Below are 14,804 nucleotides of genomic sequence, written 5' to 3'. Positions count from 1 at the left end.
AATTGATTAAAACCCATTTAAGAATTTTTGAAATAGTGCTAATACTTATGATGTTTAGCATAGTTTTTGTTTTTTCTATGGGTTTTTTTAACTATGGGGGACAAAAATCTCCTTATGGTTTTTTATTTTCTCAAACCCTTTTTGCGATTGTTGGAGTGCTTATTATTTTTACCTTTCAATTAATTAGCGAAAAGGCTTGTTATAGAATTTTATATGTTATTTTAGGTTGCAGTGTTTTAGCTTGTTTTGTCTTACCATTTTTACCTGCTTCGTTAGTTGTTGAAACTAAAGGAGCTAGAAGATGGATTAGGCTTTTTGGTTTTTCCATTGCACCATTAGAATTTGTAAAAATTTCTTTTATAGCTTTTTTGGCTTTTACATATTCAAGAAAGATTGATGAAAATAAAAGAAAATTTTTACAAGATTTGCGATTATTAGCTCCAACTATAGCTATATATTGTTTTATTTTTGGCTATGCTTATATTACTCAAAATGACTTAGGACAATGTGTTGTAACTGCTGTTACATTGTTTATTATGGCATTAGCTGCTGGGGTTAGGTTTAGAAATATTTTATATTTATTTTTAGCTGCAATTGCTGCTGGAATTTCATTAATAGCTTATAATCCTAGAAGACTTGAAAGAGGGCTTGAGTGGTGGGGTAGTATTCAAGATTTTGTTTTACCAATTTTCCCTGAAAGCATTCAAGAAAGTCTTAAAATAGCCCATTCAAGTGAGCCTTATCAAATATCACATAGTTTAAATGCTATTACAAATGGAGATTTATTAGGGCAAGGATTTGGATTAGGGGTTTTTAAATTAGGATTTTTAAGTGAGGTTCATACTGACTTTATTTTATCAGGCATTGCCGAAGAAATAGGATTTTTAGGATTTTTGTTTGTTTCTTTATTGTTTGGTTTTTTAATAGCTTCGGTATTAAAACTATCAACTTATATGAAAAATAAGCAAAATTATTTGTTTTGTATAGGCTATGGTGTTTGTATTATGGCTACTTTTTTAATGAATATTGGTGGAATTATTTCTTTAATTCCTTTAAAAGGAATTGCAGTGCCATTTTTAAGCTATGGGGGTAGCTCTATGTTGGCTAATTCTATAGCTATTGGAATATTATTAAGTATTTTTAAAAATACAGGAGAAAATATTAATTTGGAAAATAAAGAATGATAGCAATTACTGGTGGTGGAACAGGCGGGCATTTAGCAGTAGCTAAAGCTGTGTCAAAAGAATTAGATGAGTTTGTTTATATAGGTAGCACTAAAGGACAAGATAGTTTATGGTTTGAAGGTAGCAATTGCTATTTTTTAAAAAGTAGTGGTTTCGTAAATCAAGGAATTTTAGGCAAGATTAAAGTTTTATTTTCTTTAATAGCTTTAGTATTTGAATGTCTTAAAATATTTAAAAAGCATAAAATTACTTGTGTTTTAAGCGTTGGTGGATATTCAAGTGTGCCTGCTAGTATAGCTGCAATTATCAGTTTTAAAGCACTAATAATTCACGAACAAAACTCAAAAATGGGTCTTGCAAATCGCCTTACAAAACCATTTGCTAAAAGGTTTTTTTCAGCTTATGAAAAAGAGTTTTGCCCTTACCCTGTGCAAGAAAAATTTGCACTCAATAAAAGAAAAAGAACCGAAATTAAAACGATTTTAATAATAGGTGGCTCTCAAGGAGCTAGATTTTTGAATGATTTTGCATTAGAGCTTTATCCTGAATTATTAAAATTAAATATTAAATTAATTCATCAATGTGGTGCTAAAGAGTATGATAAATACGAAAAAGCGTATGAGAAATATGAAATTAAACCAACACTAATAGGTTTTTCACAAGAGATTGATAAGTATATGCAAGAAGCTGATTTTGCTATTAGTAGAGCAGGTGCTAGTGCTAGTTTTGAGCTAATAAACATAGCTTTGCCAACACTTTTTGTGCCGTATAAATATGCTTATAAAAATCATCAATATTTTAACGCCTTGCATTTAGTAGAAAACAAACTAGCATTTATTTGTGAAGAAAAGAATTTAAATAAAGAATTTGTATTGAATTTGTTTAAAACAAATGCCTTAGAATATGCTAATAATTTATATGAATATGAAAATGTAAATGGTGCTAAATTCTTAGCAAATGTTTTAAAGGAATATTGATTTGAGCTTTTTTTCTGTTGAGTTTTTAATATTAATATTTATATTTTTCATTGTATTTAATTTACTAGGCAAAAATAAGCAAAATGCTTTATTGTTAGGGTTTAATATACTAATACTATATTTATTTAATCCTTATTGTTTATTAGTAGTGCTTGTTTTTAGCTTTTTTATTCATTTTTTTGCTTTGAGCGTTTATGTTAGAAATACTAAAAATATCTTTTATACTGCTATATTTTTTATAGTGTTGAATCTATGTATATTCAAATATTATTCAAGTATTAAAGATAGTGTTGATTATGTTCTAAGCTATTTTGATATTATGATTGCTGATATAATTTTTCCTTTAGGGCTTAGTTTTTATACTTTTAATGCAATTACTTATATTGTTTGGGTTTATAAAGAAAAACAAGAGCCAGTTGGTTATTTAACGCTTTTTACTTATCTTAGTTTTTTTGCTACTTTTGTTAGTGGTCCTATATTTAGATATGTTGATTTTATTAAGCAATTTAATACTTTAAAACGCTTTAAACACAAGGATTTAATACTAGCTAATTTATTGTTTGCTTTAGTAAAAGTATTTTTGATTTTACCTATTGTGGATAAGTATTTTTACGCATTTTTAAATGATTTAAATAATTTAAGTTTTTTAGGTTTATTAAATTGTTTTTACTTGTATTCAATCAAATTATATTTAGATTTTAGTGCTTATATTAATTTAGTTTCTGCATTTGCTTTAATGATTGGCTTTAAATTGCCTAAGAATTTTAATAATCCATTTAAAGCTAGAAACATTCAAGATTTTTGGAAAAGATGGCATATTAGTTTATCAAGTTTTATTCGCGATTATATTTATATTCCACTTGGTGGAAATAGGGTAAATAGAACAAGTTTAAATATTATTATTGCCTTTGTTATTTCGGGTATTTGGCACGGAAATTCGTATAATTTTGCTTTATGGGGTTTAGCTCACGCTTTAGGGCTGATTTTTATTTCTTTATTTTCATATAGGTTTAATAAATTTGTAGCTTCATTTATAACTTTTACTTATATAAGCATTGTTTGGAGCTTTTTTTATTTTGTGAGTTTTGATGAGGTTAGAGAATATTTTTCATTTTTCTTGAAATTTAATTTCATTGATAAAAGAGAAATTTATATATTTTTAGTAGTATTTGTTTTATTTATAATTAATTTTTATTCTAAAAACCACTTAGCATTGGTTGTAAATATTTTAAGACACTTAAATATTTTTATAAAAATTATTGTAATTAATCTAGTTTTATTAATTGTGTTTATTTATATGCCAAGTGGAATTCCTAACTTTATATATGCAGGGTTTTAATGAAAGAATTTGTTTTAATAATTATTAGTTCAAGCATTATTTTTATTAGCTTATTTAACGACTCTTTAAAAGAATATTATGAAGTAAATTATCATAAAAATATAGATTTAGATTTTGCATTTTTTAAAAAAAGCAATGAATTTAAAGAATACCTAGAATACAATGTGTTTTTTACAAAGGTAAAAGAAATAAAACCACAAATAAGCAATGAAAACAATAATAAAATAAAGGTATTTCATAAATGTTATCTTGATACTTTATATATGATTAAGCTAATTGCTAAGCAAGAAATTCACAATAATCAAAAATTAGTTTTAAGTAAAGATAATGGAGTAATTTTATTAGGCGATAGTCTAATGCAAGGTGTTGGGCTAAGTATATGCAATTCTTTAAAAAAACAAAATATTAAATGTGAGAATTTAGCAAAGCAAAGCACAGGATTACTTAGGAAAAAATACTATGATTATGCAAAGGTTTTAAAATCTTCTTTACAAGAAAGTGCAATTAAAAATGTAGTAATTTTAGTAGGTGTAAATGATTTATGGAATGCTAATGAAAACAACAAGGTATTAAAATTTGGCGATAGTGAATGGAAGAGTTTTTATACAAAAAGAATTGATGAACTTGTAAAAATTACAAGAGATTATAACGCTAATATTTTTTGGTATGAATTACCTGTAGTTAAAAACGATGAGCAAAATGAAAAAATAAAAATATTAAATGAAGTATTTTATGAATTGGCTAAAAAAAATAATTATCAATTCATAAAATTAGATTCTGTATTAACCGAGCATTTTGATTTTTATATCAAGATAGATGGCAAAAGCAAAAGGATTAGGTCAAATGATGGCATACACTTTACTCCACTTGGGTATGAGTTGATTTCACAAGATTTTTTTAAAACAGTTGAAATACAATGAGAATTATTATTTATCTTAGTATAGTTATATTTTTTTCATCTTGTAGTTATGTGGATAGTTTATTTATAAAAGAGATAAAAACAGATAAGATTTATAAATCCCCTAAAATATCTCAAAAAAGCCAAAATGAAATTCTTGTAAGCAAAGAAGCAAAAGTTAAAACAAATTTAGTTAATTTTCAGCCTGATAAACCAAAAGAAATCCAAGTAAAACCTAAAAGCAATCTTTTAATTCCTTATAAAAAAATAGCATTTATAGGAGATTCTCATTTAGCAAGTGATTATATTCCCGAATATTTTAGAAAGGCTTTAAATATTCACTCTTTAGGATTTGTTCCTGCGATTTTACCTAAATGGCACAATCAGTATTTAGCAGATTATAATAATTTAGGATTTAATGTAGAGTATTTGATAAATACAAAAACTAATTTAAGTTTTGGTGGAATTAATGCAAATTGCAATGCAAAATGTGAGATTAATATCCATCTTAAATTCAAGGCTAATAATGTTGAGTATTTAGAATTTAAATCAGGAATTTGGAATATAAAAAATTATCAAAAAAATACAAATCAGATTAATTTTTCTACAACGGCAAATAAAATCGGTGGTTTTATTACTAATAATTCTAGTTATATTGATAATTTAGGTATTAATGGAGCTAGTATTTTTAATTATTCAAGAATAGATTATAACTTAGCTAAAAGTGTTGCTAAGAAATTAGATTATGATTTAATAATATTTTCTTTTGGCACAAATGAGAGTGTGTCAAATAAGATTAATCAAGAGAATTTCATTAATAACTATTTAAATATTATAGAACTTTTCAAAACAAAAAAATCAAAAATAATATTATTAATCCCGCCAGAACCAACATTATTTGTGAATAAAAACTATGTTAAAGGAGAGAATAATGCTTTAGTAAAAACTTTAATCAAACAAGTGGCAAAGACAAGTGGTGTTTATATTTTTGATATAGATAATTTAATGCAAAAAGAAGGGGGAAAAATTGCTTGGATAAATGATAAAAAATCATTAAAAAATACACATCTTACTAAGTCGGGCTATGAGTATGTAGCATTTAGGTTATTAGAGTTTTTAAAGATTACAAAGGAATAAAATGAAAGATGAATTAATATATAAATTAGAAGATAGGCCTCCGTTTGTGCGTGCTGTTTTAGCTGCACTTGTTCATTTATTAGCTATGTTTGTAGCAGTAATAACTCCTTCATTATTAATAGGAAAAGAATTAGGACTTAGCCCTGAAAATGCTACTAGGATTATTTCTATGTCATTATTTGCTAGTGGGGTAGCTGGATTTATTCAAATGATGACTTTAAAGGTCGGAAAATTTCAAATTGGTTCAGGTTTATTAAGTGTTCAAGGAACAAGCTTTAATTTCGTTTCAGCAATCATTACAGGTGGCTTAGTATTAAGAAATCAAAACCTAAGTGATGCAGAGATTTTAGCAGCAATTTTTGGAACTCTTATGTTATGTAGTATCACTGAAATGCTAGTATCTATCAGTTTAAAATATGTGAAAAGAATTATTTCAAATCTAGTTTGTGGCATTGTTGTAATGATAATAGGTCTTACTTTAATTAGTGCAGGGCTTATTAGTGCAGGCGGTGGATTTGCTAGTATGAGCAAGGATATTCCTGCGAATTTACAATTTGCAAGTTTAGAAAACTTAGCTTTAAGTGGGGTAGTATTATTATCAATTGTAGTATTTAACTCTTTTAAAAAGCCTATTTTTAGAGTTGGAGCTTTATTTTTCTCAATTATTATTGGTTTAATACTTGCTACATTTTTAGGTAGATTTGATTTAAGTAATGTGCATTCAGCTAATTTATTTATAGTTCCTGAACCATTGTTTTATGGTCTTAGCATAGAAACTAGCCTAATTTTGCCATTTGCGATAATATTTTTAGTTACTTCACTAGAAACCATTGGCGATATTAGTGCTACAAGTGAGCTAAGTCATCAGCCAATGAAAGGCGAAATATACGAAAGAAGATTAAGGGGTGGGGTATTTGCTAATGGGTTTAACTCTTTAGTATCAGCATTTTTTAATACCTTTCCAAATTCTTGTTTTGGTCAAAACAACGCAGTAATTGCACTAAGCGGGGTTGCAAGTCGTTATGTTGGATATATTGTTTGTATTATGCTTATGATTTGTGGGATTTTTCCTATTGTTGCAGAGTTTGCTTTAAGAATACCTGAACCTGTAATTGGTGGTGCTATTTTAGTAATGTTTGGAACAATTGCTGCAACTGGAATTAAGATAATTTCAAGAGAAGAATTAAATAAGCGTTCTGTTATGATACTTTCAATTTCACTTGCTCTAGGTTTAGGAGTAAGCACTCAACCACTTATTTTAGAGCATTTACCTGATGTGTTTAAAAATCTATTTGGCTCAGCAGTTGCAACTGCAGGATTTAGTGCTATATTGCTTGAGATTTTATTACCTAAGGATAATAAATGAGAAAACTATTAATATTATTAATTCCTAGCTTTATTTTTGCTAGGATTTTAATTCAAGGTGCAATGCCTATTGAGATTGATACTTTAGTAAATGCTATGAGTGATAAAAAGGTAGTTAAAATCGGTAGTTATATATTTTATGAAGGCAAAATTAAAGGAAAAGATATTGTAGTATCAAGGACTTTAATAGGTCTTGTAAATGCTTCAGCAGCCACAACTTTAGGCATAACTTATTTTAAGCCTGATATTATTATAAATCAAGGCACAGCAGGTGCTATTGTAGAAGGTCTTAAATTAGGAGATATAGTTGTAGGAGATAGAATTTATAATGCAAATTCTTACAAAACTCCTAAGAGTTTATATACTATCAACCCTTTAGCAAAAGAGCCAATGATAGCTCCACTAACTTTGCTAGATGCAAATAATGAAGATTTAAAAAATGAGTATTTTACAAGTGATGAAACTTTAGTAAATAAATTTATAAGCCTAGCTCCTAAAGGGGTTTTAAAGGTAAATATAGCTAGTGCTGATGCGTTTAATAAAGAAATCTTAATGCTTCATCTTTGGAATAAAACCTATAATGCAAGTGTTGAAGAGATGGAAAGTGTAGCTGCTGCTCAAGTTGCTAAAGCTTTTAATGTGCCGTTTTTAGCTATTAGAATTGTATCTGATAATTTGATTGAAGATATTGATTATACTCCTAGTATTGCTATTAAATTACAAGAATTATTAATAAAGATTATTGATAAGTTTTGATATTTAATTTTTATCCTAGCAAAAACTAGGATAAAAATCTTTTTATATTTTAAAATATTTTATATGTTGTGTTAAGGTATTTGCAATTTCTTTTAAGCTATTTGCTGCGTGTGTGTTTTCTTGCATAGATTTATTGGTATTTTCAGAGCTTTTTGTGATACTTATCATATCGTTATTTAGGCTTTGAAGTTTTTCTACTTGTGCGTTAGCAGCATTACTTACTTCATTAGCTTTTAATAATGAATCATTTGCTTGATGGCTGATTTGCTCTAAAATCAAATTAGCTTCATTAGCTAGTCTCATTCCGCTTTCTACTTGTGGAACTGCTGTTTGAATAGCATCAACCGTTGCTTGAGTTTCGCTTTGTATTATTGAAATCATATTTGATATTTCATTTGTTGCTGTGTCAGTTTTTTCTGCTAATTTTCTAATCTCATCAGCTACAACTGCAAATCCACGCCCATGCTCTCCTGCACGAGCTGCTTCAATTGCAGCATTTAATGCAAGAAGATTTGTTTGCTCTGTGATTTCTTTAATCAATTCTGCACTATTGCTAATTTCGGTTGAGTGTTTATCTAGCATTTTGATTTGCTCTGAAGAATAATGCACGGTTTCTGTGATTTTTTCTATTTCTTTAATTGTAGTTCTCATAGAATTAATTCCATTATTTGATAATTCAACCGTTTTTTGAGAATTTTCTTTAGTTTGATTTGCTATATTTAATACATCTTGCATAGCTATTCTAGCATTGTTTATATTTTCTAAAGATTCTCTTGATTTGTTTTGTTGTTCGTTTGATAATTTGCTAGCATTATTTGAAGCATTTGTTACTTCTTTTGCACTATTTTCTAATTCTTTTGAAGAATGAATTACTTCTCCTACAATATCTTTTAATTTATTTTCCATTTCTTTTAAAGCATATAGCATACTATCTTTATACTTAGTATCAATTTTAGTATCTAAATTCCCGTGTGATATGCTAATTACTGCTTTAACTGCGTCTTTTACTTCTCCACCAAGTGAGCTAATAATCAATCTTGTTATATAAAGTGCTAAGAAAATCGCTACTAAAAATGCAACTATGCTAATTGCTATACTACTACTTAAAAAGCTGCTAATTGTCCCTCTTGCTTGTTTTGTTAATGCTTGATTTTTTGCTTCTTGATAATCAATAAATTCATTAATAACATTTAGCCAAGTAACAAAACTATCTCTTGCTTGAGATAATAATATTTCGTGAGCTTTGTTTGTATCATTATTGTTTTTATATTGAATTATTTCTTTTATTAAAGGAAGAGTTTTTGCTTCTACGCCTTTAATTTTTTCTAAAATCAATCTATCTTTATCATCTACCAAATTAGCATTTGCAAATATTTTTGCCATATTATTAGCTGCTACATTGTAATTGTTTTCTAATTTATCAATTAAAGATATAGCATTATTTATCTCGTTTTTATCACTTAATAAAACAACATCTCTAATAGCTATTGCTCTATCATGCACACTACCTCTAAAATCAACTGCATACCTTTGTTTTACAGCATTTACATCGCTAATTTCGTTTAAATCATTATTTACGCTATTAATTTTAATATATCCGCTAAAAAATATGATTAAAATAAATGCAAGAATACTAGCAAAACCAATGAATAATTGAGCTTTTAAAGAAAGATTTTTCCCTAACATTTTATTTCCTTTTAAATTAAATTTATTTTATTATAATAAAAATTATTAATTAGCAAAATAAAAATTAGAAAAATTATAATGATAATTTAATATATGAATTAATTAAGTTTAATTTAAGCATATAAGCTAGGAATTTTAGTTGAAATTCATATATTTAATAGCGTTAAAATCAATATCTTATGATGATTTTTATATTTTAAAATTAAAAGAATTTAAATTAGGAATTAATTGCATAAGCCTTTTAATTAATAGCTTTTGTGTGTTAAGGTGCTTAAATCTATTTTTTTTAAAGGTTTTTTGATAATTTCAATTTTAGTTTAATGATTTTAATTAATTTAGCAAGATAGCTTATGGATTAGGTTTTTGTTTTATACCAAAATTGACCTAATCCCATTATAAATCCTTTTTAATTTTTAAAAGTTATTTTAATTTTAATAGCTATTTAGTCTATTTTTTTCATCTAAAAGCTTTCTATATCCGTCTGCATATGCTTTTATTATGCTTTCAGCCGAATGTGCTGTCAGGCTTAAATTCCAATATGCTTCATAAGCTTCATGATTATTTTCATGATATTTGTCATATTTTTCTTTACGTTTATCTATTTCTTTTATTAAATTTTCTCTTTTTGCAATAACTTTCTTATGTAAATCTAACATTTTTTTATAGTTTGCTTCTGATCCTGTTGTATAAAACTTGTTTAATATTCCTGAAGCTTGTAATGCGAACACTGTGTCTTCTTCGTCTGCTTTTTTAGCAATTTTTTCTAATTGTTCATAATTCATTTTAGAATAATCTATATTTTGAGATACATTATTCTTTTTTACTGTTTTAGTAGTGTTAGCTGTTGTATCAGCACTTAATGTTGGAGTTGCTAACGCAATCATTGCCATTGTTGTTAAACTTAATAATTTTTTCATTGTTTTTTCCTTTCAAAATAGTTTTTTTTAATTTTTAGATTTTTTATATTTTTTAGTTTTAAAATAAATTATTTAGATAGCATCGTAATTTTTATCCATATTTAACTCCTTTAATGAAATAAAATTTATTGTAATACCCCCCCCCATTAATGAAAGTTAATAAGATTAATTAGATAGTTTAAAAATAAGTTTTTTTATGTGAATTAAATATTAAATGTCGTTATAAGGCAAAATATTATATTTTGTGCTTAATCAAAATAATTACTAGCTTAGAATTTAAATTAAAAAAATTATTTAATAGAGTATGTATTTTCCTAATTTATAGCTAAATTAGGAAAATTTATTAATTAGATAGTATCTCCGTTAAAGATTGAGTTTTTAACAACTACATAATCAACTTTTCTAATATCACGAAGTTCTTTTCCACCTGCATAAGAAATTGAGCTTTGCAAATCTTCTCTCATTTCATTTAAGGTATCAAAAATATTTCCCCTAAATGGAACATACATTTTTTTACCTTCTACATTTTTACGCTCACCTTTTTGAAATTCACTTGCTGAGCCATAATATTCTTTCATTTTTTTGCCATCAATTTCTATGGTTTTTCCAGGACTTTGCTCGTGTCCGCTAAATAATGAGCCTATCATTACAAAAGTAGCTCCAAAACGAATTGATTTTGCTATATCTCCGTGATTTCTAATACCACCATCAGCAATTATTGGCTTTTTAGCACTTTTAGCACACCAGCGAAGTGCTGCAAGCTGCCAACCACCAGTTCCAAAACCGGTTTTAAGCTTAGTAATACACACCTTACCAGGTCCAATACCAACCTTAGTTGCATCAGCTCCAGCATTTTCTAAATCCCTAACAGCTTCAGGAGTTCCGACATTTCCTGCTATTACAAAGCTAGTTTTTAATGTGCTTTTAATGTATTTAATCATTTTAATTACATTGTCGCTATGTCCGTGAGCAATATCAATTGTAATATATTCAGGATATAGCTCATTTGCTTTTAATTCATCAATAAATTCGTATTCTTTTTGAGTAATGCCAACAGAAATTGACGCAAAAAGCCCTAATTCTTGCATTTTTTTTACAAAGTCTAATCTTTTTTCAGGCTCAAATCTATGCATAATGTAAAAATAATCACTTCTAGCAAATGAAATCGCTAATTCTTCATCAATGATTGTTTGCATATTTGCAGGAACTACAGGTAGTTTAAAAGTTCTATTACCAAGCCTTACGCTAGTATCGCATTCGCTTCTTGAATTGATTATACATTTTGCAGGGATTAATTGCACGTCTTCATAATCAAATACTAATAAATTATTTAACATCTCATCTCCTTAAATTAAAGAACTGATTTTATCTTATAAACAATTAATAAAAACTTGATTTTAAAAGTAAAAATACTTTACGGAATTTAAATCCGGATTTTCACCGGAATTATTTTTTAGCTATCGCTTCTATTTCTATTCTTGATGCTTTTGGTAATGCTGCTACTGCAAATGCACTTCTAGCAGGGAAAGGCTCTTTAAAAAACTCAGCATAAGCTTCATTAACTGCTGCAAAATCATTTATATCAGCTAATAAAACCGTTATTTTTATAACATTATTCATATCTAAACCTTGCTCGTTTAAGATAGCTTTTATATTTCTTAAACTTTGTCTTGTAAGCTCTTTAATATCGCCTTTTACAAACTCTCCTGTACTAGGGTCAATTGGTAGCTGACCACTAACAAATACTAAATCATCTGATTTACCACACACACTATAAGGTCCAATAGCCTTTGGATAATTCATTTTTTCTCCTTTTTTGAAAAATTTTGCAAAAATATTAGCAAAAAAATATTAATTGATAAAAAATAATAAAAAATATTACTTTTTTTACTAAAATTTTATTAAATTTATCTAATTTTAAGAAAATTTTATTAAATTTACTTCAAAATAATAATTTTATTTTTAAAGGAGAGTTGAGATGTTTAGCATTTTGTTTTCACTAGTAGCAATTGCCATATTAGTTTTTATGCTTGCAAAAAAGATAAATGCTCATATGGCGTTGTTGCTTAGTGGTTTGTTTTTATTATTAGTTGCGACTATGCACGATAGTAATGCTATTTTTACTAGCAAAGTCTTAGACGCTAAAGGGGATTTAAATTTTTGGTTTTTTAATCTTTTTGAAGTTTTTAATAAAAACCTTTCTTCTACACTTAGTGGTCTTGGGCTTACTCTTATGTGTATAGCAGGTTTTAGTGCGTATATGGAGCATGTTGGGGCTAGTTATGCTTTATTTAAGGTTTTTGAAAAGCCACTTAGTATGGTAAAATCTCCTTATATGCTTTTAATAGTTTCTTATTTTGTTACACAATTTTTGGTAATTTTTATACCATCTCACGCTGGACTTGGACTTTTACTTATGGTTACTATGTATCCTATTTTGGTTAGGACTGGTGTTTCAAAATTATCAGCATTAACAGTTATTGGGACTTGTCAATATATTGACCATGGTCCTGGAAGTGGTAATGTTATATTAGCTGCTAAAACAGCAGGAGTTGATCCAGCTACTTATTTTGTTCAGTATCAATTACCAACTACTATACCTATTATATTAGCTGTTGCGATTGCTATTTATTTTACATCTAAATATTTTGATAAAAAAGATAATTTTGTGTTTAATAAAGATGAAATTGAAAAAGAACTTAGTGAAAATGGCGAAAATAAAACAAAATATCCGCCAAAAATTTATGCGATATTGCCAATAATTCCACTAATTTTAATATTAGGATTTTCAAAAGTTGTTGGAAGTAGCATAAAAATGAATGTTCCTGTAGCTATGATGATTTCTACATTTGCAGCAATTATTTTTGAAATGATTAGATATAAAAGCGTAATTGAAACTTTAAATTCTATTATGGTATTTTTTAAAGGTATGGGACATTTATTTGTAATAACCGTAAGCCTTATTGTATGCGGTCAAGTATTTGCTGCTGGGCTTTTATCAATAGGTTTTGTGGATACTTTAATTAATTTTGCAAAAGACGCTGGATTTGGTGTATTAGCAATAATTATATTTGTATCAATTTTACTTTCTTTATCAGCATTTTTGATGGGTTCAGGAAATGCAGCGTTTTTTAGTTTTGCACCATTAATTCCAAATATTGCAAAATCTTTTAATGTTGAAACAATTATGATGATAGCACCTATTCAAATAATGACAGGATTTGGAAGATGCGTAAGTCCAATTGCACCTGCTATTTTAGCAGTAGCAGGAATTGCTAAAGTTAGCCCATTTGCGGTTGTAAAAAGAACAGCAATACCTATGATAGTAGCTGGTATTGTAAATATTATTTGCACTTGTATTTATATTTAAAAAAAGGAGAGAATATGAAAACTAAAACAAAATTAATTCATTTAGGTCGTGGTCAGGATTTACCTGTAAAAGCAGTAAATCCTAGTGTTATGAGAGCTTCAACTATATTATTTAAAGACCATAAAACTTGGCAAGAATATCGTGAGCTTAGAAAAACGCAAAGAGTTTTAAGTTATGGTGCAAGGGGAACTGAAACTACTTTTGAACTTGAAAAACTATTATGTGAGCTAGAAGGTGGATTTAGAGCTTCGCTTTATCCAACAGGACTTGCAGCACTTGCTATGGTTTTATTAAATTATGCAAGTAAGGACGCACATTTTTTAATAACTGATGGAATTTATGGACCTGTTAGAACTATATGTGATTTGTTTTTAAATAAAGTTGGAGTAGAAGTTGAGTTTTTAAAAGCAGATGCTAGTGATGTTGAAAGTAAAATAAAGCCAAATACAAAACTTATTTTATGTGAAAGCCCTGGTTCTATTATGTATGAAATAATTGATGTTCCTAAATTATGCGAAATAGCACACAAACACAATATACCTGTAGCAATTGATAGCACATATTCAAGTGCATATTTATCAAATCCTATAAAACTTGGGGTTGATATTTGCGTAATTGCAGCTACAAAATACCTTAGCGGACATTCTGATGTTGTTATGGGTTGTGTGATTGTTAATGAAAAAGAATACAAAAATTTTAATGAATTACCAGAAGCTTTAGGTTTAACTACAAGTCCTGATGATTGTTATTTAGTTCTTAGGGGTATGAGAACTCTTGGAATTAGACTTAAAAATCACGAAGAAAATGCAGATAAGGTTGTTGAGTTTTTACAAACAAGAAAAGAAATTAAAAATATTTTTTATCCAAAATTACCAACCCATCCAAACAATGAAATATTTAAAAGAGATTTCATAGGAACTAATGGTATGGTAACTATAGAATTTAATTCAGGAATTAGCAAAGAACAAGCTATTAAATTCGTAGATGATTTGGAATATTTTTCAATAGGTGCTAGTTGGGGTGGATATGAAAGTCTTGCAACGGTTACTATGCCACCAAGAACTGCTACTAAAGTTGATAGTAATAGGGTTTTTGTGAGATTTCATATAGGTTTAGAAGACGCTAGTGATTTAATAGCTGATTTAGAACAAGCATTTAACAAAATTAAATAAAAG

At 27.6% G+C, this 14,804-nt stretch carries 13 protein-coding genes; 9 read left to right on the top strand and 4 right to left on the bottom strand.

The features are described 5' to 3' along the window. Nucleotides 1–2: 2 nt before the first annotated feature. The 7 genes from AVBRAN12654_RS04850 to AVBRAN12654_RS04820 are packed head-to-tail and all read left to right on the top strand — an operon-like array spanning nt 3 to nt 7,656. Entirely contained in the window at nt 3–1,184 is a 1,182-nt protein-coding gene (locus AVBRAN12654_RS04850; RefSeq protein WP_214117889.1) for an FtsW/RodA/SpoVE family cell cycle protein, read from the top strand. After that, the gene (locus tag AVBRAN12654_RS04845) at nt 1,181–2,161 is read left to right on the top strand and encodes a UDP-N-acetylglucosamine--N-acetylmuramyl-(pentapeptide) pyrophosphoryl-undecaprenol N-acetylglucosamine transferase (protein WP_336614034.1); all 981 of its coding nucleotides are present in this window, start codon (nt 1,181–1,183) and stop codon (nt 2,159–2,161) included. Before AVBRAN12654_RS04850 ends, AVBRAN12654_RS04845 begins: the two co-directional genes overlap by 4 nt. Before the next feature lies 1 nt (nt 2,162). Further along, complete coding sequence (locus AVBRAN12654_RS04840; RefSeq protein WP_336607304.1) at nt 2,163–3,500, top strand: MBOAT family O-acyltransferase; 1,338 nt, start codon at nt 2,163–2,165, stop codon at nt 3,498–3,500. Further along, nucleotides 3,500–4,420, top strand: coding sequence for a DUF459 domain-containing protein (locus tag AVBRAN12654_RS04835; protein ID WP_336614033.1), 921 nt, complete (start codon nt 3,500–3,502; stop codon nt 4,418–4,420). Before AVBRAN12654_RS04840 ends, AVBRAN12654_RS04835 begins: the two co-directional genes overlap by 1 nt. Then, the gene (locus AVBRAN12654_RS04830) at nt 4,417–5,535 is read left to right on the top strand and encodes a GDSL-type esterase/lipase family protein (protein WP_336614032.1); all 1,119 of its coding nucleotides are present in this window, start codon (nt 4,417–4,419) and stop codon (nt 5,533–5,535) included. The genes AVBRAN12654_RS04835 and AVBRAN12654_RS04830 overlap by 4 nt, the downstream gene beginning before the upstream one ends. 1 nt (nt 5,536) lies before the next feature. Next, on the top strand, nt 5,537–6,901 hold the full coding sequence (locus tag AVBRAN12654_RS04825) for a uracil-xanthine permease family protein (RefSeq protein WP_214117884.1): 1,365 nt from the start codon (nt 5,537–5,539) through the stop codon (nt 6,899–6,901). Continuing rightward, on the top strand, nt 6,898–7,656 hold the full coding sequence (locus AVBRAN12654_RS04820; RefSeq protein ID WP_336614031.1) for a 5'-methylthioadenosine/S-adenosylhomocysteine nucleosidase: 759 nt from the start codon (nt 6,898–6,900) through the stop codon (nt 7,654–7,656). The genes AVBRAN12654_RS04825 and AVBRAN12654_RS04820 overlap by 4 nt, the downstream gene beginning before the upstream one ends. Nucleotides 7,657–7,698: 42 nt before the next feature. Here AVBRAN12654_RS04820 and AVBRAN12654_RS04815 read toward each other — a convergent pair whose 3' ends face one another. The 4 genes from AVBRAN12654_RS04815 to AVBRAN12654_RS04800 form a co-directional block, all read right to left on the bottom strand. After that, on the bottom strand, nt 7,699–9,342 hold the full coding sequence (locus AVBRAN12654_RS04815) for a methyl-accepting chemotaxis protein (RefSeq protein WP_214117882.1): 1,644 nt from the start codon (nt 9,340–9,342) through the stop codon (nt 7,699–7,701). Between the two features lie 431 nt (nt 9,343–9,773). Next, nucleotides 9,774–10,259, bottom strand: a complete 486-nt coding sequence (locus tag AVBRAN12654_RS04810; protein WP_336614030.1) for a hypothetical protein — start codon at nt 10,257–10,259, stop codon at nt 9,774–9,776. Between the two features lie 347 nt (nt 10,260–10,606). Next, a complete protein-coding gene (locus AVBRAN12654_RS04805) occupies nt 10,607–11,596 on the bottom strand; it encodes a GMP reductase (protein WP_214117880.1) in 990 nt (329 codons plus the stop codon). A 109-nt stretch (nt 11,597–11,705) separates the two neighbouring features. Then, on the bottom strand, nt 11,706–12,062 hold the full coding sequence (locus AVBRAN12654_RS04800; RefSeq protein WP_336614029.1) for a RidA family protein: 357 nt from the start codon (nt 12,060–12,062) through the stop codon (nt 11,706–11,708). 175 nt (nt 12,063–12,237) lie between these two features. Between AVBRAN12654_RS04800 and dcuC the strand changes: the two genes are divergently transcribed. Continuing rightward, nucleotides 12,238–13,629, top strand: coding sequence for a C4-dicarboxylate transporter DcuC (gene dcuC / locus AVBRAN12654_RS04795; RefSeq protein WP_214117878.1), 1,392 nt, complete (start codon nt 12,238–12,240; stop codon nt 13,627–13,629). 14 nt (nt 13,630–13,643) lie between these two features. Beyond that, nucleotides 13,644–14,801 carry a trans-sulfuration enzyme family protein gene (locus AVBRAN12654_RS04790; protein ID WP_214117877.1) on the top strand — a complete coding sequence of 386 codons (1,158 nt, stop codon included), beginning with the start codon at nt 13,644–13,646 and terminating at the stop codon, nt 14,799–14,801. Nucleotides 14,802–14,804 lie beyond the last annotated feature (3 nt).

Source organism: Campylobacter sp. RM12654 (assembly GCF_020137585.1).
Lineage (GTDB): Bacteria > Campylobacterota > Campylobacteria > Campylobacterales > Campylobacteraceae > Campylobacter_E.
Note: the sequence above shows the minus strand (reverse complement) of the source record. Positions and strands in the feature narration are given on the sequence as shown.

Excerpts from the sequence above, each read along its gene's own strand:
- AVBRAN12654_RS04845 (WP_336614034.1), top strand. The coding sequence starts at position 1,181 with ATGATAGCAATTACTGGTGGTGGAACAGGCGGGCATTTAGCAGTAGCT.
- AVBRAN12654_RS04835 (WP_336614033.1), top strand. The coding sequence starts at position 3,500 with ATGAAAGAATTTGTTTTAATAATTATTAGTTCAAGCATTATTTTTATT.
- AVBRAN12654_RS04830 (WP_336614032.1), top strand. The coding sequence starts at position 4,417 with ATGAGAATTATTATTTATCTTAGTATAGTTATATTTTTTTCATCTTGT.
- AVBRAN12654_RS04825 (WP_214117884.1), top strand. The coding sequence starts at position 5,537 with ATGAAAGATGAATTAATATATAAATTAGAAGATAGGCCTCCGTTTGTG.
- AVBRAN12654_RS04820 (WP_336614031.1), top strand. The coding sequence starts at position 6,898 with ATGAGAAAACTATTAATATTATTAATTCCTAGCTTTATTTTTGCTAGG.
- AVBRAN12654_RS04815 (WP_214117882.1), bottom strand. The coding sequence starts at position 9,342 with ATGTTAGGGAAAAATCTTTCTTTAAAAGCTCAATTATTCATTGGTTTT.
- AVBRAN12654_RS04810 (WP_336614030.1), bottom strand. The coding sequence starts at position 10,259 with ATGAAAAAATTATTAAGTTTAACAACAATGGCAATGATTGCGTTAGCA.
- AVBRAN12654_RS04805 (WP_214117880.1), bottom strand. The coding sequence starts at position 11,596 with ATGTTAAATAATTTATTAGTATTTGATTATGAAGACGTGCAATTAATC.
- AVBRAN12654_RS04800 (WP_336614029.1), bottom strand. The coding sequence starts at position 12,062 with ATGAATTATCCAAAGGCTATTGGACCTTATAGTGTGTGTGGTAAATCA.
- dcuC (WP_214117878.1), top strand. The coding sequence starts at position 12,238 with ATGTTTAGCATTTTGTTTTCACTAGTAGCAATTGCCATATTAGTTTTT.
- AVBRAN12654_RS04790 (WP_214117877.1), top strand. The coding sequence starts at position 13,644 with ATGAAAACTAAAACAAAATTAATTCATTTAGGTCGTGGTCAGGATTTA.